The following is a 26,089-nucleotide window of genomic DNA, read 5'->3' on the forward strand; positions in this document are numbered from 1 at the left end:
CTCCGTACTGCGTATTGCGTAACGAATTCACCATTGTCTCCTCGCCCTCGCCCGCGAACGGATGACGGTGGCGATAAGATTCATGGTCAACACAAAGGCAAGCAACACAAGCGCAGTGCCGTATTGAATTTTTACTGGCATCTCAGGGACTTGCGTTGAGATCACAAAGAGGTGATATGGCAATGCCATCGTCGCGTCGAAGGGTGAGTTGGGGAGACGCGGCAAAAAGAACGCCGCGCCTGTGAACAAAATTGGCGCGGTTTCACCAACAGCGCGGTTGAGACCGAGGATGACTCCTGTGAGAATTCCAGGCAACGCTTCTTTCAACACGATTCGACGGATGGTCTGCCAGCGTGTCGCGCCGAGGGAGATGCTCACGGTGCGGAACGATTGCGGCACGGCGCGTAACGCCTCCTCCGCTGTGCTGATGATGACAGGCAGGGTCATGATCGAAAGTGTCAACGAGGCGGCGAGGATGGATGTGCCGAAGTTGAGGAAGAGCACGAACAGTCCCAGCCCGAACAAGCCGTAGACGACGGATGGAATCCCTGCGAGGTTGATGATGGCGATTCGAATCGTGCGAGTCAACGGCGTGTCGGAGGCATATTCTGAAAGATAGATCGCCGCCGCAATCCCCAACGGAACAGAAAATATGGCTGTGCCAAGTGCGAGATACAGCGTGCCGATGATGGCAGGCAGGATTCCGCCTTCGCGCATCCCGTCACGCGGAAAGCCTGTGATGAATTCCAACGAGATCGCGGGCGCGCCCTGGACGAGGATGTAGATGACCGTGCCCACAATGGGCAACACAGTGACCATCGCCATAAGGGTGATGGCGGTGAATCCGATTCGTTCGGTGAGGTGGCGGTTGAGGGTGAAGAGTTTGGCGATGGATTTCATAAATTGAACAGGTACAAAGCATTTTGTATGGAAACATATTCGCGACTGACGATGCTGGCAGTTTCGATGCCGATATTTCGCGCGAGATTTTGCAGTTTATTAAAATCTTCCCGACTAGCGTGAAGTTTTGCTTCATACGCATGACTGCCATTGACGACAAAATCGATCTCCGCGCCGTTCTTTCGTTGATAGTATTGCACTCTTTCCGTCTGCGGCAAATTCCAAAAAACAGCATTTTCAAACAAGGCGCCCTCGTCCACTTGGGAGAATTGACGAACGAGACCAGGGTCGCACACATAGATCTTTCCCGACTTGCGGATCTCCACGTCTTTATTAACCGTATGAGGCTTGATGATTTTGATGAAATACGTGCCTTCCAGAAAAGCCATGTATTCCATCAACGTCTGTCGCGCGACCCCCAAAACGGTCGCAAGTTTCTGGGCGTCGAATTTGGAGCCCGTCCGCTCCATGACCAGGAAAAGCAAATCTCTTAATTTATGACTCTTGCGAAAATCGCTAAATTGCAACACCTCCAATTGATAATAGGAAGTGAAAATATCATCGAGCGCGGCGCGTTTTTCAGCCTCGGTCGTTTTCACCACAACGCCTGGGAATCCGCCAAACTTCAAGTATTCATCCACATAGGATTTATAGGTGGCGTACAGGGCGGGCGACGCCTGCGTATATTTTTCCTGAGGCACGGGCGCCTGTTGAATTCGCAAGAACTCGGAAAAGTTCAGGGGATAGAGTTCGAAAATAAATTTGCGTCCTGACAACGATTCGGAAAACTGATTCTTCAGGTAAAAACTGGAAGACCCGCTCAAAATGAATTTGATTTGATAGGTATCAATGAGGTATTTCACAACGGAGGGCAGTTGTTTTACCCATTGGATCTCATCCAGAAACACATACGCGCGTGAATCTTTTTGCAAGCCAAGCAACTCCAGATTCTTTTTTACGGCGTTATAGTCCACTTCTTGAAAATAGAGTTGGTTGCGAGGATTTTCAAGGTCGAGATATAGTTTGTTTTGGGAAGGTATTTGTTCATAGATATAGTTAAGCAGGGTGGTTTTCCCGACCCGCCTCATTCCTGTAATAACAATTGCTTCAGGAGATTGAAGCACAGGAGCAATCGATTTGTAGATGTCTCTCTCGATAATCATATCTATACTTTACACAATGCCATACTTTTTGTCAAGCATGGTTAACAGAAAGTATTTTCCGTAGATTTACGCAGTTAACCTGTACCGCCGTAGTTGCACTGCGGCGGCGGCACGATTTGCTTGGCAAATCGAACTGCCCGCCAACTGCGTAAGTCCCGTTCAGGAAAGGATCCTCTCCGCCCGTTTCTTGGCGCGGAAGACAACCGACGAGGCGGCGATATTTACGCCTAACGAGATCAGGAACAACACCATACCGATGAAGAACAACGTGTGATAGTGGACGCTTCCATTTGCGACCTCGCCCATTTCCGCGGCGATGGTCGCCGTCATCGTGCGGACGGGGGAGAACCAACTGCCGAGTTTGACCGCCAGCACAGGCGCGTTGCCCGTCACCATCATCACGGTCATTGTTTCGCCGATGGCGCGTCCGATGCCGAGCATGACGGCGGTGAGCACGCCCGATTTCGCGGCGGGCAATGTCACGCGCCAGATCGTCTGCCAGCGAGTCGCGCCGAGCGCCCACGCGCCTTCACGATACGAACGCGGGACTGCGTCGAGCGCGTCCTCTGCCACGGACACGATTGTCGGCACGGCGATCCCGCCGAGGAGGATGGACCCAGTAAACGCTGTGAGACCAGTTGGAAGGTCGAGAAAGACGCGTAAGAATGGGGAGACGAGCAGAATCCCAAGAAATCCCAACACGACCGAGGGGAGTCCGCCAAGCAATTCCACAAGAGGTTTGAGAATCTCGCGCATCCATCGCGGGGCGATCTCCGCGATGTAGACTGCGGTGCCGATGCCCAATGGAAATGCGATGAGCATTGCACCGATGGTGACGACGAGCGAACCTGTGATGAGCGGCAAGATGCCGAAATAATTTTCGATGGGATACCAGCGCGCGCTGAAGAGGTTGGAGAGATTTACTTCGCCGAGAGTCGGGCTACCCTCGCGGATGAGGAAGAAAAAGATCAGCGCGACGAACACGATGGCTGAGTAGCCCGAGGCTTGGATGAGTCGCGTGATGACGTGTTCACGCCAGTTCAAAGATTTTTCCATTTTCTTTTTCCTACCACGAAGGACACGAAGGTCACTAAGGTCACTAAGGTTTAATGGTCAGCGCAACTTGAGGATTTCTTTTCGATCATCTTTCGAGCTGGTCTAGGGTAAGGCTTCACAACCATCGCTTAAACACAACTTTGTGTACTTCGTGTCCTTTGTGTTTAAAGATTTATTCCACAGGCACAAAGCCAAGTTCCGCCACGATTTCCTGCGCTTCGTCCGAAAGAATCCAATCGAGATATTCCTTGACGACGCCCGTCGGTTCGCCGTCCGTGTACATGTACAGATCGCGCGCAATCGGATAACTTTTATCGTTGACGGTTGCAATGGCGGGCAAAACGTATGGCACGCCGTCTTCTTTTGCGATGGCGATCATTTTCAAATCATGCGGCACGTAGCCCAAGCCATCATAGCCGATCGCGTTCGGGTTTTGACGCACTTCGAGAATGATACCCTCCGATGAAGGCAATAGCAATGTATCCGTTGAAAACAATGTTTTATTTTCTTTCTCACCCAACCGCAAGACCGTTTCTAAAAAATAGACATGCGTGCCAGAGTTGGTCTCGCGCGAAAGCCGCACGATGGGTCTGTCTTCGCCGCCGACTTCGATCCAGTTGTTGATTTTGCCGCTGTAAATATCGGCGATCTGTTGGAGCGTCAATTCTGAAACAGGATTTTCAGGATTCACGATCACCGCAATCGCATCACGCGCAATGACATGCTCCACAGGATTCACGCCGTTCGCCTTCGCCGCTTCGATCTCTTCCTCTTTGATACTGCGCGACGCGCTCGCAATGTCCACGGTGTTGTTGATGAGCGCGGCGATACCCGTGCCAGAGCCTCCGCCCGTCACCGAAATGCGCACATCGGCGTGTTCGTTTTGGTATCGTTCCGCCCACGCGAGCGCGAGATTCACGATCGTATCCGAGCCTTTGTTTTCGATATATTTTGTTGACGGGTTGGATGGGGATTGTGACGATGAACTACAAGAGACAATAATGAAAGAGGAAAGAAGAAAGAAAATAAAGATGCGCTTCATTGAGACGAATTATAGTCGAAAGCATTCACTGGATGAAGAACTGCGCTTCAGACTCCCTTCGGGCTGATTCTGTTTCTTCAACATTTTTCTCCGCTTCAGTCCCACATGGACGTAAATGTCCACGCTATTCCTACCAAGCCCGCTATTGCAGGTCAACAATTAAACTGAGCAATACATCAATCAGCCACAGACCCCGAAGGGGTGTCAGAGGCGGCAAATTTATGTCATCCCTTCGGGATTTGGATACTCATTTCGCTGTGTTTAGAATCTTGTCATCCCTTCGGGATTGGTTCTGTGGCAAAATTCATATCGGGTTTATCGCTAGTATCATTTATCAGTTTGCAAAAGTGGGCTTCATCCCTTCGACGCGGCTCAGGGCAAGCTTTCATCGTTTCGATGAACTCAACGCAAGCCTTGTTCTGATAAAATCTCCCCATGAGTTCGACTCAATCCGCCTTCTCCGTCCAAAACTTGGACTTTTACTACAACACCAACGCGAAGACTCTTTCGAACATCAACATCGAGATCCAGCCGCGCAAAGTGACCGCGCTCATCGGTCCGTCGGGATGCGGCAAGTCCACGTTTTTGCGCTGTCTCAATCGGATGAACGACACTATCGCAGGCACGCGCGTGGATGGGAAGATTTTCCTCAACGGTGAAGACATTTACGGCGAGAAAATGGACGTGGTCAATTTACGTCAGCGCGTGGGCATGGTGTTTCAGAAGCCGAATCCGTTTCCACAGTCCATTTACGACAACGTGGCGTTCGGTCCGCGCGTGATGGGTATGGATGTGGACATGGACAAGGTCGTCCGCGAAAGCCTCGAACGCGCCGCGCTGTGGGACGATGTGAAAGACGACCTCAAAGCCGACGCGTTGAGTCTCGCGCTGGGTCAGCAACAACGACTGTGCATCGCGCGTGTCATCGCCGTGCAACCCGAAGTGATCCTGATGGACGAGTCCACGTCCGCGCTCGACCCGATCGCCACCCTGCGCGTGGAGGAACTCATCGCCGAACTGAAACAGGATTACACCATCGTCATCGTCACGCACAACATGCAACAAGCCGCGCGCGTGTCCGATTACACAGGTCTGTTCTGGCTGGGGGAGCTGGTGGAGTTTTCAGAAACCAACTCCATGTTCACGAAGCCGAAGCAAGAATTGACGGAGGCATACATCACAGGGAGGATGGGATGAGGGGTAAACCAAGTAGACAGGTAAAAAAATAAACACGTAAACAAGGAACAGCGCGGACAATATTCAATGTCCGCGCTGTTCAATTACTATTTACCAATTACCACTTACCGCCTCACGAATGCTGTCCCTTCCAGAACTCATCATCCGTCGCTTTGATCTCTTTCATGTCACCCGTCACAATGAACACCGTCCGTTCGCAGATATTCGTCACGCGGTGGAGATTGGGCTTCACCTATCATTTAACGGCACAAGAGCCGGGGAGGAGACCCGGCTCTTGTGCGCTGAGGAGAGAATGAAACTATTTCCTGATCGTCGGCTGTTGCTTTGCGACCTCAACCTGCTGGCACAGGAAGGCGCGCCGCTTTTGAAATGTATCGGTGATGAAAACTGCGATGAGCATTGATGTCGCGGCGAACAGGAATATTTCCATGCGCACAGGATAGCACGGAGTCATCCACTTGTGCTTTGCAATAGGTTTGCGGACGCACAACAATTATGCAATGGTCGACCTAACGGAATCGAAAGGAAGGGATTTCGCAAGCCTTAAGAAATTTTGATCTGGCTGGACGCAGATCGGAAGACGTCAACTCGTTCGAGGTTTGACATAAAAGGAGCGCGTCTTTAGCAGTGGCGACTTTGTCGCTCTCGGGTAAAATTTATGGGAGGTGTTTTTTGAGCCTATATTTTCGCTTTTTTCTTGACCTATTTGGCGCGTGGATTAATATCGACATTTCATTATTGTTGAAAACATGGAGAAGGAATTGTTCATGACATCCAATCAATACGACGCAATCATCATCGGCGGGGGACATAACGGACTTGTCGCCGCCGCTTACCTAGCCAAAGCGGGCAAGAAAGTTGTCGTGCTGGAGCGCAGACACATCGTCGGTGGGGCGGCGGTGACGGAGGAGATTTTTCCTGGGTTCAAGTTCACCGAGTTTTCGTATGTGGTGAGTCTGTTGCGCCCAGAGATCATCCGTGATTTGGAATTGCCTAAGCATGGACTCAAAATCCTGCCGTTACCAAGCACATTCACGCCGATGGAAAACGGAGATTATCTCGCCGCGTGGGATGACCATGATCTAACCCGCCGTGAGATTTATCGTCACTCGCCGAAAGATGCAGAAGCGTATGATGAGTATGCGCGTGTGATGGCGCGTGCGGCAAAGGCGATCAAGCCGATCATCAATTTGATTCCGCCCGACCCATCCTCGTTAAGTATTCGTGACATGCTGGGATTATTGAAAGTCGGTCAATATGCGGCAAGTTTAAAAGAAAAAGAACTTTATACGATTGCCAAACTCGCCACACAATCATCCGCGGATTTGCTTGAAGAGTGGTTCGAGACCGACGCGCTCAAAGGGACAAAAGCCGCCAGCGGAATCATCGGTACATTTTTAGGTCCGCGCTCGCCTGGGACGGCGTATGTTCTGCTCCATCATTACATGGGCGAAATTGACGGCGCCTTCCGCGCGTGGGGTTTTGCCAAGAACGGCTCTGGCGGAGTCAGCGGCTCCATTCTTAACGCGGCGCAAGCGCTCGGGGTGGAGATCAGAGTTGGTTGTTCGGTGAGTCAGGTCAAGGTCAAGAATGGAAGCGCAGTGGGCGTCATCCTTGAAAATGGCGACGAGATTCAATCCAAAGTCGTCATGTCTGCCGCCGATCCAAAACGGACGTTCCTGCAATTTGTTGAACAAAAATATTTGCCCGATGATTTTGTCACGTCCATTCAAAATTTTCGCACGCGCGGTTCGTCGGGAAAAGTTAATATCGCGTTGAGCGAACTGCCAAACTTTACGGCGATGCCGTTTGAAAAGGGACACGAATCGATCCTGCATCGCGGCGCGGTTTCGATCAGCCCGAGCATTGACTATATCGAGCGCGCGTATGACGACGCGAAGTATGGTCAGATTTCGAAGCGACCGTATCTCGATATGATTTTCCCTTCGATGATTGACCCCGATATGGCGCCGCCTGGTCAGCATGTGATGTCGTGTTTTGTGCAATATGCGCCGTATGATTTGGAGGGCGGATGGAACGATGAAAAACGAAACGAACTCGGTGAAGCCGTGATCTCAACCATCGAGCAATATGCGCCAAACATTCGCAAATGTATTGTGGGCATGCAAGTCATTTCGCCGAAAGATATCGAACGCATCGCGGGCATCACGGGCGGAAATATTTTTCACGGCGAGTTGTTGCTGCATCAAATCTTTTTCCTGCGCCCCACGCCGCAATGGGCAGATTTCCGCACGCCGCTCAAAGGATATTATTTCGGCGCCAGCGGCGCGCATCCTGGCGGCGGAGTCATGGGCGCGGCGGGGATGTTGGCGGCGAAGGAGATTTTGAAGGATGGTAATTAGTAAGTGGTAATTGGAGATTGGAGAATTGGAGATTGGTAATTGGTAATTGGAGACTAGAGACTGGAGATTGAGAATTAGAGGATTGGAGAATTGGTTTGAGGATAAAGAGCCGCTTCGGTCTTGACTGGAAGTTGGTTCTGTTGAGTGGAGTTTAGTCAAGTCTTTGGACTAAGTTCTTAACACTGACACCCTATCACATACCATGGAATCATTTGGCCATCCCTCAAAATCCCACCAGCCTACTTGAGGTCCAACCTTGTAATAATAATCCCATAGGATAATGGCTGGTTGACTCACGATAGCTGCAATAATTGCGCCACCTGCTTGAGGCAATCCTACAATATTAACTTTTGCACGCCATGTTTTTGTTTCTGGAAAGAATTCTTGAACAATTTCCTGAGGCCAGAATCTTTCACCTAAAAGTGTTCTTTCATGAAATACACAATAAAGTCTTAATGTTCCAGGAGGAGGCATCACTTGGTATGTACCTTTTACTTCTGTTGTGGTTCCTGATACAGTTTCATTCTTTGGATAAATAATTTTGATACCATAATCAACAGTGAGGTATGAATCTTGAGAAACAGCTGCATTTTTATAATTAACCCATTCCTGTTTCAATTGGTCATTGGCTTTATCTTTAGTGCGAGCAGTAATCAATGCGGCAAGAATTGTAGCAATAGCACCAATAATTCCCGTAATAATAGTTGCTTCCATATTAATTCTCCTGCATGATTTCTAATTAATTGTAGCTTAGATATTCCGATTAATAGTATAGACTAAATCGACTGAATCAACAATGTTATCCTTCAATTCTTAACAAAGGAATCATTCATGACAAATTACTACGACACCATCGTCATCGGCGCGGGGCGGGGTGAGCGGGGCTAAAGCCGCCCGCTCAGTACATGGAAGCCCTTCGGGCTTCGAGCAAGTCCGCTTCAGCGGACTTCCACGAATTGAGGCAGGGCTTCAGCCCGACGGACAAAGCAAGCAAAGTACATTGCAATAAAAAGGAATTTTATGTCAAACATTTATGACTACATCATCATCGGCGCGGGGCATAACGGATTAGTCGCCGCCGCGTATCTAGCCAAGCAAGGCAAAAAAGTTTTGGTCCTCGAACGCCGTTCCATCATCGGCGGTTCGGTGGTGACTGAATCCTTCGGCGAAAATTTTCAAGCGGATTCGATCCACGCGGGCGGAAGTCTGCGACCTGACATAATCAAAGACCTAAAACTCGCCTCACACGAACTTCAAGTTGACTCTGTCCATCAGCCTTTTATTGCGCTCCAATCTGCAAGTCACGCTTCAAGCGTGACCTACGCGGATCATCTGGTTCTCGACCCTGACCCCGTCAAAGCCGCCGAAGCGATAAAGAGATTCTCTGAAAAAGATGCGAGTAGATGGAATGAATTCGTCCGCTTTATGGATAAAGCCGCGAGCATTCTCGATGTCGCATACGCCACCATCATGCCGCGCTTGCCGAAGAATATGAGTCTACGCGATGGCTATGGACTTTTGGAATTGGGTCTCGAACTTCGTTTGGCTGGCAGAAAAGACATGCTCAACTTTATCCGCGCCTTGCCCATGTCTGCTCAAGAGTTAGTGGAGGAATATTTTGAATCGGAAATTATCCGCGCCGCGATTGCTTCGGTGGCGATTCACGGCTCCACGCTGGGACCGATGTCTGCTGGGACGGGATACACGTTAATCCATAATTGGTTGAATCGTGGCGGGCTGGCGAATCCCCCTCTCCCTGCGGGAGAGGGGCTAGGGGTGAGGGGAATTGGCGCAATCACCCAAGCGCTTGCAAATGCAGTCAAATTTTTTGGCGGCGAGATACGAACCGATTCCGAAGTTGCCAAAATCAAAATCAAAAATCAAATCGCCAAAGGAGTAGTTCTTGCAAACGACGAAGAAATTTCTGCGGATGTGATTCTCTCCTCCGCAAACCCGAAGCACACCTTGCTCAAACTCGTCGGCGCGCAGGATCTGCCGCCTGAATTTGTCTGGCACACACAATCCATCAAAATGCGCGGATCGGTGGCGAAGATTCATTTGTTATTGAATGAACCCGTAGGGGCGGACCTGCGTGTCCGCCCAGAGCAGGGCAATCACACAGGATTTCCCCCACAGGGAACATTGTGCGTCGCACCTTCCATAAAATATTTGGAAAAGGCTTACGACGCGGCGAAATACGGCGAAATTTCAGAAAAGCCCTATCTTGAAATCACAACTTCGGGGAATGTGGTTTCGATTCATTTCCAATTCGCGCCATATCAGTTAAAAACTGGAGACTGGAGACTGGAGACCAAAAAAGTTGAGAAACTTGCAATAGACACTCTGGCGGAATACTTCCCCAATCTCAATTCTCTAATCTCTAATTCTCATGTAATTACGCCTCTTGATTTGGAAACCACGTACGGTCTCACCGAAGGCGACATCAACCACGGACAATTACAACTTGACCAATTTTTATTCATGCGTCCGATTCCAGGCTGGTCGAATCACAAAACGCCGATTGATAATTTATATCTGTGCGGAAGCGGAGTCCACGGCGGAGGCGGGGTCAGCGGGGTGAGCGGAAGGAATGTAGTGAAGGTGTTGAATTAGAATCAAAACATCCGAAGCCGCGAAGACTTCGGATGTTTTCCGTGGGGCGGGATGCCATCCCGCCTTTTTGCCGAAGTGACTGTCACGTTAAACGTGACAGTCACTTTTTTACTTTGCCACCGTCAACACTATGCCATTCTGCGAAGGATCGTAGATCAACAACCCTTCATCAATTTGATTCGACGGGATGCCAGCCTTGTCCACGCGCGCGACGACATCGTCGTACGCTTGTTGATTCGGCAACTCGATGGTGAAGAAACGCAGACCCACCGCGTCGGGCGGAGGCGGCGGCGCGCCGCGTCCCTGCCACGTGTTGAGTCCGAGATGGTGATGATATCCGCCCGCGGAAACGAACGCCATTTGAAAATCTTTGACGTTGCCCATCACATCGAATCCAAGAACGCCGTGATAGAAATCCACCGCTTCATCCAAATTGCGCACATGCAAATGGACGTGACCGATTCGCGCGTCGGGCGGGATGGGCGCGTCCAGCTTGTCGCCTTCGTTCAAATTCTCGAACAGCGCGTCCACATCGAGCGGCTCGCGCCCATCGCTGAGGGAACCGTCTTTGCGGAGCGTGATGTATTTTCCATCTTTCATCGTCCACGTGCCGTCTTCGGGCGACTCGGCGTATAGTTCGATACCGTTGTGTTCAAGATCATCGAGATACGTGGTCTTCGTCATAATATGATCGGTGGGCGAGTTGGGATATTTCAACGCGAACAGACGACCGACCGCGATCGCCAACTCGCGGCGATTCGGAAACAGGTACGCGACGTGATACAACCCCGTCACGCCTCGGTATTTCTTGACGTCTGCCTGCTCCACCAACCTCAGCATGTCCGCCCCTCCAGCGCCCAGCCCCGCTTTTCCGTTTTCCTTCCAGTGCAGTTTGAATCCCATCGCCTGTTGATAGAAAGCGATCTGGTTGTCGAGGTTCGCCACCGTGAGCGAGATATGCCCAATCTTGGTTTTCGGGTGGATTGAGAACTCTGATTTTGTTTCTGTTTGTGTTTGGTTCATATTTTCTCCAGCGCAATTGAGACGACTTCGCAACCGACAAACTTTCCCCACGTGGAGAAATTTCAGCCACAGAGAACACAGAGATTTTGAGATTTTCTCTGAGAACTCTGTGCGCTCTGTGGCTAAGCCAGATTTACTTTCGCAAGGACGATGGTGATAAAATCCGCTTCATGCCCAAGCCTGTCATATTTTCGATAGACGACGACCCCTCCGTTTTAAACTCCATCGAACGTGACCTGCGCTCGCACTACGGGCAGGATTATCGCATCCTCCCTATTAATTCTGGCAAAGCGGCTCTCGATTATTTGAAGAAGATGGAACAGCGCAACGAGACCGTCGCGCTGTTTTTGGTTGACCAGCGTATGCCCGAAATGAGCGGCACTGAGTTTCTCGCCGAAGCGATGAAGACCTATCCGCAAGCCAAACGAGTCCTGCTCACCGCCTACGCCGACACCCAAGCCGCGATTGACTCGATCAACGAGGTGCGGCTCGACTATTATCTGATGAAGCCGTGGCATCCGCCAAGCGAACGGCTGTATCCGATTCTGGATGAATTGCTTGAAGACTGGAAAGCGCATGTGCGGATGCCGTACGAGGGAATCCGCGTGGCGGGGACGTTGTGGTCGCTGGGCAGTCATCAAGTAAAAGATTTTCTCACGCGGCACCAGATTCCCTATCAATGGCTCGACATTGAAAAAGATTCCAACGCGCAAAAGTTAGTCGAGGGCGTTTCGGCTGAGACGAAACTTCCCGTCGTCTTTTTCCCCGATGGCAAAACGTTGATCGAACCCAACCTGCAAGAACTCGCAGACAAAGTCGGTTTGCAAACGCGCGCTGCGCTTCCGTTTTACGATATCATCATCATCGGCAGTGGACCTGCGGGTCTCGCCGCGGCGGTGTATGCAGGCTCAGAGGGATACAAATGCTTGGTCATCGAGAAAGCCGCGCCAGGCGGGCAGGCAGGCTCAAGCCCACGGATCGAAAATTATCTCGGCTTCCCAACGGGAATCTCTGGCGACGATCTCACGCGCCGCGCGGTCACGCAGGCAAAAAAATTCGGGGTCGAGATTCTGTCGGCGCAGGAGGCAAGCCAGATCGTCGTGAAGGAATCGTATCGCATCGTCAAGTTAAAAGATGGGGCTGAGATATCCTGTCACGCGGTGTTGATCGCAACGGGCGCGTCGTTCCACATGTTGAAGATGCCAGGCGCGGATGCGCTCACAGGCGCGGGAATTTATTACGGCGCGGCATACACCGAGGCGATGAATTACAAAGACGGCGATGTGTTCGTGGTGGGCGGCGCGAACTCTGCCGCGCAGGGCGCGATCTATTTGAGTCAATTCGCGCGCAAGGTCACGGTGCTGGTGCGCGGGCACGAACCCACCGCGTCGAAACATCTCGTGGACGCGATGCGCGGCAACGCGAAAATCGAAATTCTCACCGACACCGATCTGCTCGAAGTGCAGGGAAGCAACACGCTCGAAGCGATCGTCATCAAAAACACGAAGACGGATGAAACGCAAACATGCAACGCCTCGGCGTTGTTCGTGTTCATCGGCGTGCGCCCGCAAAGTCAACTGGTGGCGGATTTAACTCTACGCAGCGACAAAGGATATATTTACACAGGTCCCGATTTGATGAAGGATAAGAAAACGCCTCAAGGCTGGACCCTCGAACGGGATCCGTTTCTTTTGGAAACCTCCACGCCTGGAATTTTCGCGGCAGGCGATGTGCGCTACGGAACCAATCACCGCGTCGCCTCCGCGGTTGGCGAGGGCGCAATTGCTTACGCGTTGATGAAGGAGTATTTGAAGAGTCTATAATACTTCGCTGGTTGAGCGCAAGCAGTCGAAACCAGCAGTATTCAAGTTATATGATTGTTCACATGTGGCACGGTGGTTTCGACACCGCACCTGCGGTGGGTGCAGGTGTACGACACCCGCTTCGCTCGTGTCTACTCAACCACCGATATAGAATAAAAAAGCCCCCGCTTTCACGAGGGCTTGATCAAACTATTTTCGATGTTCTTGCGCAAAACGGCGCAACGCATCTGCTAAGAGTTGTTGATAGTTCTTGCCTTGCGCCTTGAACCATTGCGCAACATCGGGTTCGACTTCTACCAGAACCTTGACCTTGTCTTTCGGGATCCGCCATTTTGCAGACTGGAAGAACTCTTCAGTCAATGGCGGAATATCCGACGTGTCAATCATATCGTCGGTCAGGGCATCAAAGCGATCCAAATTGGTTTTTATGTTCTTGTTCATAATATTCTCTCTCACTCAAAGTTGCTTTTCTAAATGAGATGATGCGAATGGTATCCTCGTCTGGCTCGGTGAACACAACCACAACAACACGATTTTCCATTAGTCCAACGCCGATCCAGCGGTCCTCGCCGTACTCTTCTCTTTTGTCGAGGTCAACCAGCATCGGCGATTCGAACACTTTGTAGGCATCGGCAAAATCAAGTTCATGCTTTTTGACATTGGTTTCGTTTTTCTGCCGATCCCAAATGTACTTCATGAGGAAAGTATAGCACGATTCAATTCAGCGTGAGACAATAAGGCATGAACCTCTCCGACCTCCGCAAATCCGCCCTCTTCGAAGGCTTGACCGACCAGGAGTTGCAACAACTCATGGAGGATGCCAAGCCTGTCTCTTTGCGCGCGGGGGAGTTTCTGATGAGGCAGGGAGATGACGGCGACGCGGCGTTCGTGGTGGTGAGCGGCGAGTTTGAGGTCAGCAAACAATCGGGGCAGTCGCTCATCAAAATTGACGTGCGGAATCCAGGCGATGTGTTGGGCGAGATGGCGTTGCTCTCGCGCTCGCCGCGTTCGGCAAGCGTCCAGGCGATCACCGATTGTGAAGTGTTGCGAATTTCACCCGAAGCCTTCGAAAATTTACTGTCCACGAGTTCGACGGCGGCGTTGGCTGTTTTGCATTGGGTGATGAACCGTCTCAGCCAGAACGATGCCTTGCTTCATCAACAGGAACGGATGGCGGCGCTGGGAACATTGAGCGCGGGACTGGCGCACGAGTTGAACAATCCCGCCGCGGCGGCGCAGAGGAGCGCGGCTGAGTTGCAGAGGACGCTCGTCAAGTGGCAGGCGTTGACTCACGAGATCGAATCGGTCGCGTTCAAAGAGAATCAAACGGACTGGTTGAATCAATTGATGAGCGAGTCGGCGCGGCGATTCGAGTCGCGGGTCAAACTTGAGGCGTTGGAAAAAATTGACTTGGTGGACCAGCTTCAAGCGTGGTTGGAAGCGAGTGGAGTTGAATCTGCGTGGGAACTTGCGCCTGCAATGGTCAACTGTGGGTGGACGATCGAATCGCTGAAAGAGTTGAAGACATCCGTATCATTCCAGTTGTCCGTTCAGTGGCTTGGCGCAAGTTGCTTGATGATGGAATTGCTTTCGGAAGTGCAGTTGACCGCCGCGCGTGTTGCGGGGATCGTGCGCGCGATGAAATCATATTCCTATCTCGATCAGGCGCCGCTGTTGGAAGTGGACGTGCATGAGGGACTCGAAAACACGCTGGTCATCATGCAACACAAATTGAAACAAGGCGTAACGGTGAAGCGCGAGTATGCGCCCAACCTGCCGCGCATCGAAGCGTACGCCAGCGAGTTAAATCAAGTGTGGACGAATATTATTGATAACGCTGTGGACGCGATGGATGGAAGCGGTGTGATCATTTTGCGAACATATATTGAAGACCATAATGTAGTCGTTGAAATCATGGATAACGGTCCCGGTATTCCTGAGGATATTCTGATGCGAATCTATGAGCCGTTCTTCACCACCAAGCCGCCAGGGAGCGGAACGGGACTCGGCTTGCACATCTCGCACGACATCATCGCCAATCATCATCGCGGGCAGTTGCTGGTGAAGTCGAAGCCAGGCGAGACCGTGTTCAAGGCAGTGTTGCCGATTAAAATTTCATAAACACATAGGTGGTCGAGTAGTCCCGCGTGCAATTCGCGGGACGTATCGAGATCACAGGTACGCATACAAACTTTTGCAACAAGAATTATGTTACGGCATGGTGATCTCGATACGTTCTTCGTCTCCGCTGCCGCATCGACAGGCTCAGCGCGGCGGCTTCGCTCAGGACTACTCGACCACCGAAATATGAATGAAAAGGAGAATTAAACAATGAACAGCGAAAAAGAAATGAAAGATATCCTTTTATCGGCAAAGACGGTTGCGGCGGTGGGATTATCGTCGAACCCCGCAAAGGAAAGTTTTGGAATTGTGCAATATCTCAAAGATCAGGGATATAAAATCATTCCTGTGAATCCGTCCGCAAACGAGATCATGGGCGAGAAGGCGTATCCCGATCTATCTTCCATCCCCGAAGCGGTGGACGTGGTGCAGGTCTTTCGCAAGCCCGAGGATGTGCCGCCTGTTGTGGAGGAAGCCATCAAGATTCGCGCAAAGGTGGTGTGGATGCAGGAGGGCATCGTCAACGAAGAAGCCGCGCAGAAAGCGCGCGAGGCGGGATTGCAAGTGGTGATGGACGCCTGCATGCGATCTGCCCATCGCAGATTATTCCGGGCAAAGCCGCTCGGCTTGTAGAAGCGGGGCAAGGAGATTGGGGTAGAATTACCCCGATGAATCTCAATAAGCAAGATGTTTTTTGGACACTTCCGACTGCCCTCGTTTCGGGGGCAGTTTTGTCGTGGTTTCAGGGGGCAAATTGGTTGCCGGGCTGGCTCGGTTTCTCTGCCCTCTTTTTGCTGGCATTGCTAGCGCTTGTCGCCTCCACAAAATGGGCGGGAGGCGGAAGAACCCTGGCTTGGATCGCGGCGTTTGCGTTTGCCATCCGTTTGGCGGGCGGTGTCGCGGCGTATGAACTGTTGCCTGTCTACGGGTATCAAAATTCCAAAGATGGTTTGGCTGGCTACACTTACACCGACGCGCACCGGCGCGATGAGCAGGCGTGGAGGTTGGCGGTTTCAGACGAGCCGGTCTTCGACGCGTTCAGCCGGGAGTATTCCTCCGATCAATATGGCGGGCTGTTGGCGTTGAGCGGGTTTGTCTACCGTTACCTTTCACCTGACGCGCACCGCCCATTGATGATGATCCTGCTGGCGGCGTTCGTTGCCGCGCTGGGACTTCCATTTTTATGGAAGGCGGCAGGCGCGACGTTTGGCAACAAAGCGGCATGGGCATCTGTGTGGATCTTCGCGCTGTACCCTGAATCCGTTTTGTTGGGCGGCTCTGCCATGCGCGAACCATATTTGATGACCTTATCTGCGGTGGCGTTTTGGGGATTCGTTTTTGGAGCGCAATCGGACGGCAAGCCGTCTGACTCCAAAGCGCCGCGAATTGCTCTTGGTCTCAGCCTCCTCGGCATGTTGCTCTTTTCTCCATCGGTTGCCGTAGCGACGCTGTTCATCTTCGCAGGCTGGATGTTCTTCTCACGCGAACGCGCGAGCATCTCGTGGAAGCCGATCCTCATCTTCGCGATTGTGTTTCTGATCGGTTTGTTCGCGCTATCGTCGTCGCTCAATCGGAAGGGTGTGTTCGACACGACCTCTCCGTTATCTGTGCTCAACGATTGGATTCAACTCTCGGTCAAATGGAATGTCTATCAGATCGAGCGCGAATCGGGCTGGGTGCAAAAACTGTTCGACGAGATGCCTGAGGGGGTGCGACTTCCGTTCGTCGCGGTCTACGGGATTCTTCAACCCGTGCTCCCCGCCGCGCTGGTCGTGCCGACGCTCCCGATCTGGAAGATCATCTACGTGTTGCGCGCGCTGGGATGGTATGCCCTGCTTCCCCTGTTGATCCTTTCGACGTTAGCCGGGGCAAGCCTCCCCGTCGGAGCGAAGCGTGGCGAGAACAGCCGCGCCATCTTCATCTGGCTCTCGCTTCTTGTCTGGACGTGGATCCTGCTCGCCGCTCTTCGAGGTGGAGGCGACCAGTGGGATAATCCGCGCTATCGGACGATCATGTTCATGTGGCAGGCTCTCATCGCGGGAATTGTTTGGGTGTGGTGGCGCGAGACTCGCAATGCATGGTTCGCGCGCGTGGTCGCGTGCGAGGTAATTTTCATTTTGATCTTCACGCAATGGTACGCGAGCCGATATTTTTATGTGGGCGGACAACTGCCGTTTGCCGTGATGATCGCGTTGATCGTTGGCTTGTGGGGGGCTATTCTGGGCGGCGGTTGGTGGCTGGATAAACGGCGCGCGATGGAATCGTCCCACAGGTTTCCTAACGAAACTCAGTGATTCAAAAAACCTGTGGGACGTTTTATCGGTTATAATTCAGTCACTGAATTTTGGATTAGGAGATTTATGCCCACCGCTCTCATTACAGGCATCACAGGTCAAGACGGTTCGTACCTCGCCGAGCTATTGCTTGCCAAAGGCTATCGCGTGATCGGCGTGGCTCGTCGTTCCAGCACGATGACCTATGAACGCATCAATCATTTACTGGACGACATCACCGTTGTTCAAGGCGACTTGCACGATCAAGGCTCATTGCTTTCGTTCCTCGAAGAATACAAACCCACCGAAGTGTATAACCTCGCCGCGCAATCGTTCGTGCCGACCTCGTGGAACCAGCCCGCGTTGACGGGCGAGATCACCGCGCTTGGCGTGACGCGCATGTTGGAAGCCATCCGCTTCATCAACCCGAAGATCCGTTTTTATCAGGCGTCGTCGAGCGAGATGTACGGCAAGGTGCTTGAAGTGCCGCAAAGCGAAGAGACGCCGTTCTATCCGCGCAGTCCGTATGGTGTGGCGAAAGTGTACGGACATTGGATCACCGTCAACTATCGCGAGTCGTTCAATATGTTCGCCGTTTCGGGGATTCTGTTCAATCACGAGAGTCCGCGCCGCGGATTGGAATTCGTCACGCGCAAGATCGCCGACGGCGTCGCCCGCATCAAACTCGGACTGGCGAAGGAACTCCGCCTCGGCAACCTTGAAGCCCAACGCGATTGGGGCTTTGCGGGCGATTACGTCGAAGCCATGTGGCGCATGTTGCAACTGGATGAACCCGACAACTTTGTCATCGGCACGGGCGAGACCCATGCCGTGCGCGAGTTTTGCGAGATCGCCTTCGCTCATGTGGGCTTGGATTACAAAGAATTCGTCGTGCAAGATGAACGCTTCTACCGCCCCGCCGAAGTGGACCTGTTGATCTCCGACCCCTCGAAGGCGCGCTCCAAGTTGGGCTGGGAGCCTTCTGTCAGCTTCAAGGAACTCGTCACGATGATGGTGGATGCAGATCTTGCGCGCTTGAACGGCAAATAATCTTCAATGAAGTCTGAAAGAAAACTTCCGCTCATCGAGATCATCACATTGCTGGGGGTGATTCTCTTTGTAGCGAGATCGTTGTATTTTGCTCACTCCTCCCTCTCCATCGGCGATGAAGGCGCGTATCTCTTCAAGGGACTTGTCTTCGCCCGCGGCGAATTTGTTCCCTTTGAAGATTATGGTTATTGGACGAACAAAGCGCCGCTCGCCTTTTTGATCCCTGGCGAGATTCAATATTGGCTCGGCGCTGGCTTGCGCGAGGCGCGTTACTTTGCGCTCGCCGTCAGTTTCTTCATGCTGGCAGGCGTGTGGATTCTGACGAATCGCCTGGGCGGAAAAAAATGGACGGCAGTCGTCATATGGGTCTTTGCGCTCTCCGATGCGAACACATCGATTTATAGTCAGGCGCTGTCGCAAGGACTCGTCGCGTGTATGCTCACGTGGGTATTCGTTTGCGCGCTCGGCGAGAAACGTCCGTTGTGGCAATTGATCCTTGCCTCGTTGTTCTCCGTTGTGATTGTGATGACACGGCAGAACATGGTTGTTTTTCTTCCTCTGCTCGCGCTGTACATTTTTTGGCAACATGGAAAGAACGCGGGCGCATGGTCGCTGGCTTCGAGCGCGGCTTTGTTCATTCTCTTTCACATCATCTACTGGCCCAACATCATGCAGTTGTGGTCGTTGTGGTTGCCCGAATCGTTGACTCCTTTCCTAAACTATTCGCGCCCGTTTGCAGTCTTTGGATACGATACCTTTGAAATTGGAAACCTGAGTCGCATCCAATCGATTGCCATCGGCATTCAACATCACTTCTTCCTCTTGTGCGGATTCGCAGGTGCGTTGATTCTTTTTCCACCAAGATCAAAATGGAAGAGTGCGAGTCAATTCAAGATCGCGATATTTTTGGGCTTGTCGTTCATCGCATTGTTCCTCATGCACACATGGGCGTCGTTGTTCAATCAATTTTGCATCCAATGTTTTTCGCCGTATCAAATGTTTTATTCGGTTGCGGGGTTGTTATTCATTGTCATTGTCTTTTCCAACGGCATCTACGACTCGACCTTCCGCCGTGCACTTCTCATCGTTATGCTGTTGCTCTTCTCCGCAGGGCTTGCATCATATTATTTTCAACGGATCGGCGAATGGTCGCTCGCAACGATTCAATTTCCGCGCGTGAATAGCGCGGGTCAATTCACATTTGCATCGCTTGGCGAAATCCTCACATACATTTTCAATTTGCCGCTCGATGTTCAAAAACGCGTCGGCGCGGCATTCACAGGCGCGCATGCTGGAATCATTCTCCTGATCCTCTACTGGATCGTCCAACGATTCTCCCTCCTCAAAATCTGGACGGGACAAAACGCTTCTCTCGCGACCCTCAACCTGTTTCTCCTCGTCGGCGTGATTCTCCCCCCCGCCGCAAACGCAGGGACGTACGCCACTCCATGCTCAACGAACTTTCTAACGTATTACGAGCAGGCAGGGCATGCTCTCGCAGACGCGATTCCGCCAGATAGTTTGATCTACTGGAAGGGAAGCGGCAGGCACATTGCCATGCTGTTGTACATGGACGATGTTCGCTTCTTTCCTCCGCAGATCACGGCGGGAGCGGGCTACGTCCGCGCGGGCGACCCCGAGCGGTTGCTCCGCTTCGGCTTGTTCAACGATGAAATGGATTTGCAGTGGCGGGAATCTGCCGATTACTTTATTATTTGGAAAGGCTATCCAAATACGAATCTGGACGATTTTCAAAACGACCCGCGCTACGAGCCTGTCCCGTTCGATATGGAAAACCTCGACCAGTGTGAAGATGTGCTGTACTTATTTAGGAAACGTCCATGAATCTCTCCCTTGTGATCCCCGTCTACAATGAAGCGGCAAGCCTCCCCTTGTTGTACGACGCGATCGAAAAAGCGTTGAAGCCTCTCAAACAACAATGGGAGGTTATCTTCGTTGACGATGGAAGCCGCGACAATAGTCTCGACGTGTTACGATCGCTCGCCGAGAAGAATCCGAATCATGTGTGTGTGCTGGTCTTCCGCCGCAACTTCGGGCAGACCGCCGCCATCTCGGCAGGCATTGACCACGCGCAAGGCGAGACCATCGTGTTGATGGATTCCGACCTGCAAAACGATCCCGCTGATATTCCGCGTCTGTTGGCAAAACTGGACGAAGGCTACGATCTCGTCAGCGGCTGGCGCAAGGATCGTAAAGACAATCGCCTCACGCGCACCATCCCATCGAACATCGCCAACGGATTGATCTCCACCGTAACGGGCGTTCACCTGCACGATTACGGATGCACGCTGAAAGCCTATCGCCGCGAAGTGCTGGGCGGATTCCGTTTGTACGGCGAGATGCACCGCTTCATCCCCGTGTTTGCGCATTCCGTTGGCGCGCGCATCACCGAGATTCCCGTCAGTCACCACCCGCGTCAATTTGGCAAAGCAAACTACGGCTTGGACAGAACCGCGAAAGTCATCCTTGACCTGTTCACAGTGAAATTCCTGCTTGAATATTCGCACAAACCCATTCGCTTGTTCGGCGGCGCGGGTGTGGGACTCATGCTGTTGGGCATGCTCGATCTTGCGTATGTGTTCATCCGCCGCACATTTTTTGGCGTGCCAGCATCCACGTCGCCGTTGTTGTTGATCGGCGTGATGTTGTTCATTCTGGGCTTTCAATCCATTCTCATGGGCTTGATCGCCGAATTGCTCGCGCGAACGTATCACGAGTCGCAACAAAAACCGACGTACACCCTGAGGGAGATCATTCAGGGGAAAAAGAAGAAAAAATGATCGGCTGGTTTTCAAAAAACAAGAATCTGATTCTGCGCGTGTTTGGCACCGCGTTGGCGATCCTTTTGATCGTCCTGCTCATCGAACGCGAAGGGTGGAACGAGATCACAAGTTCGTTGAAAGAAATTTCACTCCCTGTTTTTGCATTGGCATTGCTTTCCTTGTTGGTCTCGCGCCTGTTCGTTATTTTGCGCTGGCATGTTCTGCTTCGTTCGGGCGGCGTAGATATTCCATTTTCAAGAACCGCTCAATTAACTCTCACAGGTTTGTTCGCGTCCAACTATCTACCCACCACCATCGGCGGCGACGTGGTGCGTTTGGGCGGAGCCATGCGCCTCGGCTATGACCGCGCGGTTTGCCTCGCCTCCATTGCCGCAGACCGCGTCATCGGCATGGCGGGCATGTTCTGCGCCGTGCCATTCGGACTCATCCCCGCGTGGGGTATGCTGCACGCGACGCCTCTGCAACTCAGCGCCATGCCTCCGTTCGTCGCAAAAGTCACCGACTTCATCCGCCGCACACTTCATTCATTTTCCATCTGGCTCAAACAACCCGCCGCGCTGATCTCGTCCCTCTTGTACACGTGGGGCAACATGATCTTTATCTTTGCCTCGTTGTACATAATCATCGAAGGCTTGGGCGAACACGTTTCCTATTCGCTCGTCGCGGGTATCTGGAGTCTCACCTATTTTGTTACCATCATCCCAGTTTCAATCAATGGTTTTGGCGTACAAGAACTTACGCTTGCCTTTTTGCTTTCGCGGGTTGCTGGCGTCAGTCCTGCTGCGAGTTTGGCTGTTGCTGTGTTGATTCGCATCGTCTTCCTTGTAGCAAGTTTGCCCGGCGCGGCGTTTCTCCCCTCCGTGTTATCCGCCATGTCTGACCCCAACGCAAACTCCTCCAAAGGGTCATCGTAACCATGCGCATCCTCGTTTTGAATCACGAGTTTCCTCCAGTCGGTGGCGGGGGTGGACGCGCGGCGGAAAGCATTTGCCAAACTCTCGCGAGGCGCGGTCACAACATCAAAGTGTTAACTTCACACTTCAAAGACCTGCCGCGCGAAGAACAACGGGATGGATACGACATCCTTCGGATTCCCACACTGCGGACTCAAGCCTTCCGCGCGAGTTTTCTCTCGATGGTCGTCTACGTTCTTTCGGGACTTTGGGCTGGGCTCCGCCTTGTCCGCCTTTTTCACCCCGACGTGATCCACGTCCACTTCGCCGTTCCAGCAGGCGCGCTCGCGTGGATGCTTTCGCGGCTCACAAAAGTCCCTTACGTGTTGACCGCTCACCTCGGCGATGTGCCAGGCGGCGTCCCCGAAAAAACGGGCGACTGGTTCCGCTGGATTTTTCCCACCACGCGCTGGATCTGGCACGACGCAAGCGCGAGAGTTGCAGTCAGTGAGTTCACGCGGAGCCTCGCGCTCAAACACTACAACGAAGAAGTTCTCGTCATCCCCAACGGAATAGATGTGGATGGTGAAAGCCAATCTTCGATTCGAATCAACAATCCTCCCGTGATCGTCTTCGCCGGTCGCTTCATGGAACAAAAATCTCCGTTGATGATCGTCCAAATCCTGAACGAAATAAAAGACCTCCCATGGAAATGCGTGATGATCGGCGACGGACCTTTAATGCCTGAAGTGAAAAAATCCATTTCAGAACTTGAGTTAGGGAATCGTTTCGTATTAACAGGCTGGATCACGCCCGACGAAGTGATGAAACAGTTCGAGCAGAGTGACATCCTTTTCATGCCCTCGCTTTCAGAGGGACTTCCCGTCGTCGGGGTGCAGGCATTGTCGAAGGGACTCGCCATCGTCGCCAGCCGCGTCGGCGGGTTTGTTGACCTGGTGGATGAAAATCAAAATGGCTACCTGATCGAAGTGGGGAATAAAGAAGGTTTCAAAATCAGGTTACAAGAATTGCTCACAAACCCCAGCCGCCTGTTATCATTGCGCCAAGCCAGTTTGAAAAAGGCAAATTCATTCGAAATCACCCAGATCGCGGGGCAATACGAAAAGATATTTGAAGAGATCGTGAATTGAAGGCTCGTACCGCAAAGTTCACTTTGCGCTTGCGGATGACAACAAAAAGGCAAATCGCAAGATAAATCTTGCGGTACGGAGTGCTCAAGCACTATTGAAAGGACAACCACAGTTAAAGGCTCGTACCGCAAAGTTCACTTTGCGCTTGCGGATGACAACAAAAAGGCAAATCACAAGATAAATCTTGCGGTACGGATTGTTCACGTAATCTTGAAAGGATAACCATGACCGGGAAACAAACCATTCTCCTCACAGGCGGCAACGGATTCATCGGCGCGAACCTCGCGCGCCTGCTGATGAAGAGCAAACAATACCGCGTCGTCAACCTCGACGCGCTGACGTACGCCGCCAACCCGCTGTCGCTGGCAGACTTGGATGGCAACCCTGATTATGTGTTTGTGAAGGGGAGCATCACCGACCGCGAACTTGTCGCCTCGTTGTTTGAAAAATATCAACCCATAGGCGTTTTCCACCTCGCGGCTGAATCGCACGTGGATCGTTCCATCGTCAACGCGGAGGATTTCCTGCAAACGAATGTGATCGGCACGTTCACCCTGCTCGAAGCCGCGCGCGCGTATTGGAACAAGTTGACTGACGAAGCAAAGGAATCATTCCGCTTTTTGCACGTTTCGACAGATGAAGTCTTTGGCTCGCTGGGCGCGGACGGTTATTTCACCGAAGAGACGCCCTACGCGCCGAACTCGCCTTACTCCGCATCCAAAGCCTCGAGCGATCATTTCGTCCGCGCGTTCCATCACACGTATGGCTTGCCGACAGTCATTACGAATTGTTCGAACAATTATGGTCCGTATCAATTCCCCGAGAAGATGATCCCCTTAATGATCCTGAATGCGCTCTCGGGCAAGCAACTTCCAGTCTATGGCGACGGCTCAAATGTGCGCGACTGGTTGTACGTGGAGGATCATTGCAAGGCGATTCGACTCGCGTTTGAAAAAGGAGCGCCGGGCGAAGTGTATGTTGTGGGCGGGAGCAACGAGCAGAAGAATCTCGATCTTGTGAATCAAATTTGCAGTATCCTCGATGAGGTCGCGCCGCCGGAGGAAGTGAATCAACTCCGTGAGCAGGGATTGAAGAGCTACAAAGAGCTGATCCGTTTTGTGACCGACCGCCCGGGGCACGACCGCCGCTACGCGATCGACGCGGGGAAGATTCAGCGTCAATTGGGGTGGCAGGCTGAGGTCCGGTTTGAAGCGGGTTTACGTCAAACGATTGAATGGTATTTGCAAAATCCAGAGTGGGTGGATCAAGTAAGCGGCGGCGCGTACGGCGAGTGGATCAAGAAAAATTATGCGTGGCGCGCCGAGAAGGAGTCGAAATGAAGGGAATCATTTTGGCGGGCGGCAAAGGCACGCGGCTCTATCCGTTGACGATCGCCATGAGCAAACAGTTGTTGCCCGTGTACGACAAACCGATGGTGTATTATCCGCTTTCGATGTTGATGCTGGCGGGGATACGCGAGGTGTTGATCATCAGCACACCGGACGCGCTGCCCGCGTTTCGTGAATTGTTGAAAGATGGCTCGCACTGGGGAATGAAATTCGAATACAAAGAACAAGCCGAGCCGCGCGGACTTGCGGATGCGTTTTTGGTTGGGCGCGAGTTTATCGGCGACAGCCCGGTGTGTTTAATTTTGGGCGACAATATTTTTTACGGCGAAGGGATGATCTCGCTGTTGCAAAAGTGCGCGTCGTTGACCGAGGGCGCGTTCATCTTCGGCTATCGCGTCACCGACCCGGAGCGCTACGGTATTGTCGAGTTCGATGCTGACGAGAATGTGATCAGCATCGAAGAGAAACCCGCATCGCCGAAGTCCAATTTTGCTGTGCCGGGCATTTATTTTTACGATAATCAAGTGGTGCAATTGGCTGAGAAGGTCAAGCCCTCGGCGCGCGGCGAGATCGAGATCACGGATCTGAACAAACTTTATCTTGAACAAGGGAATCTGAAAGTGCGCGTGTTCGGGCGCGGCGTGGCTTGGCTCGACGCCGGCACACACGACTCGTTGTTGCAGGCGGCGATGTTCATCGAAGCGATCCAGAACCGGCAGGGATTGATGATCTCGTGCCCGGAAGAGATCGCCTATCGAATGAGTTTCATCAATCGCGAGCAGTTGCGAAAACTCGGCGAAGCGTTGCGCGGCAATAGCTACGGCGACTATCTGCTTGAAATCGTCGAAAAAGAGAAGTGATGCGAGAATTCAATTTCAAAGAAGGCGACGGCTTTTCGTTCGAGCGGTTCATTTCGGCGGATGATGTGAATCGTTTCGCCGAGGTGGTCGGCGATTCGAATCCGATCCATCTCGATGAAAGTTTTGCCGAGAACTCGTTCTTTAAAAAGAGAATTGTTCACGGCGCGTTCCTCGGCGGGTTGATCTCGAAAGCGCTGGGCATGGATTTTCCCGGCGAAGGCACGGTGTACATTTCGCAAAACTCTTCGTTCAAACGCCCGGTCTTTGTTGATTCGACGGTGAAGGTGGAAGTGAAAGTAACGCAAGTCAATGTAGAAAAACGGAGATTGGTGTTAGATACAACGATTCTCAACTCAGACGGGAAGATCTGCCTTGCCGGTTCAGCGGAAGTGTGGCTGCCGGAATAGC

The 26,089-nt window shown here is 52.2% G+C and carries 23 protein-coding genes; 15 read left to right on the forward strand and 8 right to left on the reverse strand.

Annotated elements, in window-relative coordinates:
- Positions 1-27: 27 nt before the first annotated feature.
- From pstA to IPM31_06555, 4 genes are all read right to left on the reverse strand, one after another.
- Positions 28-900, reverse strand: coding sequence for a phosphate ABC transporter permease PstA (gene pstA, locus IPM31_06540; GenBank protein MBK9006637.1), 873 nt, complete (start codon positions 898-900; stop codon positions 28-30).
- Positions 897-2,063, reverse strand: coding sequence for an ATP-binding protein (locus tag IPM31_06545; GenBank protein ID MBK9006638.1), 1,167 nt, complete (start codon positions 2,061-2,063; stop codon positions 897-899). Before IPM31_06545 ends, pstA begins: the two co-directional genes overlap by 4 nt.
- 159 nt (positions 2,064-2,222) lie before the next feature.
- Entirely contained in the window at positions 2,223-3,119 is an 897-nt protein-coding gene (gene pstC / locus IPM31_06550; GenBank protein MBK9006639.1) for a phosphate ABC transporter permease subunit PstC, read from the reverse strand.
- Positions 3,120-3,291: 172 nt separating this feature from the next.
- Positions 3,292-4,161, reverse strand: a complete 870-nt coding sequence (locus IPM31_06555) for a phosphate ABC transporter substrate-binding protein (protein ID MBK9006640.1) — start codon at positions 4,159-4,161, stop codon at positions 3,292-3,294.
- A gap of 435 nt (positions 4,162-4,596) precedes the next feature.
- On the opposite strand from IPM31_06555, the gene pstB reads away from it, so the two are divergent.
- Both pstB and IPM31_06565 read left to right on the forward strand, forming a co-directional pair.
- Positions 4,597-5,358, forward strand: a complete 762-nt coding sequence (gene pstB, locus IPM31_06560; protein MBK9006641.1) for a phosphate ABC transporter ATP-binding protein — start codon at positions 4,597-4,599, stop codon at positions 5,356-5,358.
- Positions 5,359-6,125: 767 nt separating this feature from the next.
- Complete coding sequence (locus tag IPM31_06565) at positions 6,126-7,721, forward strand: NAD(P)/FAD-dependent oxidoreductase (GenBank protein MBK9006642.1); 1,596 nt, start codon at positions 6,126-6,128, stop codon at positions 7,719-7,721.
- Between the two features lie 168 nt (positions 7,722-7,889).
- Here the strand turns inward: IPM31_06565 and IPM31_06570 are convergent, their stop codons facing one another.
- The gene (locus IPM31_06570) at positions 7,890-8,435 is read right to left on the reverse strand and encodes a hypothetical protein (GenBank protein MBK9006643.1); all 546 of its coding nucleotides are present in this window, start codon (positions 8,433-8,435) and stop codon (positions 7,890-7,892) included.
- A 306-nt stretch (positions 8,436-8,741) separates the two neighbouring features.
- Here IPM31_06570 and IPM31_06575 point away from each other — a divergent pair, with 306 nt between their 5' ends.
- A complete protein-coding gene (locus tag IPM31_06575; protein ID MBK9006644.1) occupies positions 8,742-10,334 on the forward strand; it encodes an NAD(P)/FAD-dependent oxidoreductase in 1,593 nt (530 codons plus the stop codon).
- A gap of 108 nt (positions 10,335-10,442) precedes the next feature.
- Here IPM31_06575 and IPM31_06580 read toward each other — a convergent pair whose 3' ends face one another.
- A complete protein-coding gene (locus IPM31_06580) occupies positions 10,443-11,357 on the reverse strand; it encodes a VOC family protein (protein MBK9006645.1) in 915 nt (304 codons plus the stop codon).
- Between the two features lie 170 nt (positions 11,358-11,527).
- Between IPM31_06580 and IPM31_06585 the strand changes: the two genes are divergently transcribed.
- Positions 11,528-13,180 carry an FAD-dependent oxidoreductase gene (locus IPM31_06585; protein MBK9006646.1) on the forward strand — a complete coding sequence of 551 codons (1,653 nt, stop codon included), beginning with the start codon at positions 11,528-11,530 and terminating at the stop codon, positions 13,178-13,180.
- 189 nt (positions 13,181-13,369) lie between these two features.
- On the opposite strand, the gene IPM31_06590 is transcribed toward IPM31_06585, so the two are convergent.
- On the reverse strand, positions 13,370-13,636 hold the full coding sequence (locus tag IPM31_06590; protein MBK9006647.1) for a BrnA antitoxin family protein: 267 nt from the start codon (positions 13,634-13,636) through the stop codon (positions 13,370-13,372).
- The gene (locus IPM31_06595; GenBank protein MBK9006648.1) at positions 13,584-13,877 is read right to left on the reverse strand and encodes a BrnT family toxin; all 294 of its coding nucleotides are present in this window, start codon (positions 13,875-13,877) and stop codon (positions 13,584-13,586) included. Before IPM31_06595 ends, IPM31_06590 begins: the two co-directional genes overlap by 53 nt.
- Before the next feature lie 44 nt (positions 13,878-13,921).
- Here IPM31_06595 and IPM31_06600 point away from each other — a divergent pair, with 44 nt between their 5' ends.
- The 11 genes from IPM31_06600 to IPM31_06650 all read left to right on the forward strand — a co-directional run bounded on the left by IPM31_06600 (position 13,922) and on the right by IPM31_06650 (position 26,088).
- Positions 13,922-15,301 carry a cyclic nucleotide-binding domain-containing protein gene (locus tag IPM31_06600; GenBank protein MBK9006649.1) on the forward strand — a complete coding sequence of 460 codons (1,380 nt, stop codon included), beginning with the start codon at positions 13,922-13,924 and terminating at the stop codon, positions 15,299-15,301.
- 210 nt (positions 15,302-15,511) lie between these two features.
- On the forward strand, positions 15,512-15,934 hold the full coding sequence (locus tag IPM31_06605; protein MBK9006650.1) for a CoA-binding protein: 423 nt from the start codon (positions 15,512-15,514) through the stop codon (positions 15,932-15,934).
- Between the two features lie 35 nt (positions 15,935-15,969).
- Positions 15,970-17,595: a hypothetical protein gene (locus IPM31_06610; protein ID MBK9006651.1), complete on the forward strand. Its 1,626-nt coding sequence runs from the start codon at positions 15,970-15,972 to the stop codon at positions 17,593-17,595.
- 66 nt (positions 17,596-17,661) lie between these two features.
- A complete protein-coding gene (gmd, locus tag IPM31_06615; protein MBK9006652.1) occupies positions 17,662-18,624 on the forward strand; it encodes a GDP-mannose 4,6-dehydratase in 963 nt (320 codons plus the stop codon).
- 6 nt (positions 18,625-18,630) lie between these two features.
- On the forward strand, positions 18,631-20,469 hold the full coding sequence (locus IPM31_06620; GenBank protein MBK9006653.1) for a hypothetical protein: 1,839 nt from the start codon (positions 18,631-18,633) through the stop codon (positions 20,467-20,469).
- Positions 20,466-21,425, forward strand: a complete 960-nt coding sequence (locus IPM31_06625) for a glycosyltransferase family 2 protein (GenBank protein ID MBK9006654.1) — start codon at positions 20,466-20,468, stop codon at positions 21,423-21,425. Before IPM31_06620 ends, IPM31_06625 begins: the two co-directional genes overlap by 4 nt.
- Positions 21,422-22,342, forward strand: a complete 921-nt coding sequence (locus IPM31_06630) for a flippase-like domain-containing protein (protein ID MBK9006655.1) — start codon at positions 21,422-21,424, stop codon at positions 22,340-22,342. The genes IPM31_06625 and IPM31_06630 overlap by 4 nt, the downstream gene beginning before the upstream one ends.
- 2 nt (positions 22,343-22,344) lie before the next feature.
- Positions 22,345-23,472, forward strand: coding sequence for a glycosyltransferase family 4 protein (locus IPM31_06635; GenBank protein MBK9006656.1), 1,128 nt, complete (start codon positions 22,345-22,347; stop codon positions 23,470-23,472).
- Between the two features lie 224 nt (positions 23,473-23,696).
- The gene (gene rfbB / locus IPM31_06640; GenBank protein MBK9006657.1) at positions 23,697-24,812 is read left to right on the forward strand and encodes a dTDP-glucose 4,6-dehydratase; all 1,116 of its coding nucleotides are present in this window, start codon (positions 23,697-23,699) and stop codon (positions 24,810-24,812) included.
- Positions 24,809-25,681 (forward strand): glucose-1-phosphate thymidylyltransferase RfbA, encoded by an 873-nt coding sequence (gene rfbA, locus IPM31_06645; protein MBK9006658.1) that lies wholly within the window; start codon positions 24,809-24,811, stop codon positions 25,679-25,681. Before rfbB ends, rfbA begins: the two co-directional genes overlap by 4 nt.
- A complete protein-coding gene (locus IPM31_06650; GenBank protein ID MBK9006659.1) occupies positions 25,681-26,088 on the forward strand; it encodes a MaoC family dehydratase in 408 nt (135 codons plus the stop codon). The genes rfbA and IPM31_06650 overlap by 1 nt, the downstream gene beginning before the upstream one ends.
- Position 26,089: the final 1 nt, after the last annotated feature.

It is taken from the genome of Candidatus Defluviilinea gracilis, assembly GCA_016716235.1.
GTDB lineage: Bacteria > Chloroflexota > Anaerolineae > Anaerolineales > Villigracilaceae > Defluviilinea > Defluviilinea gracilis.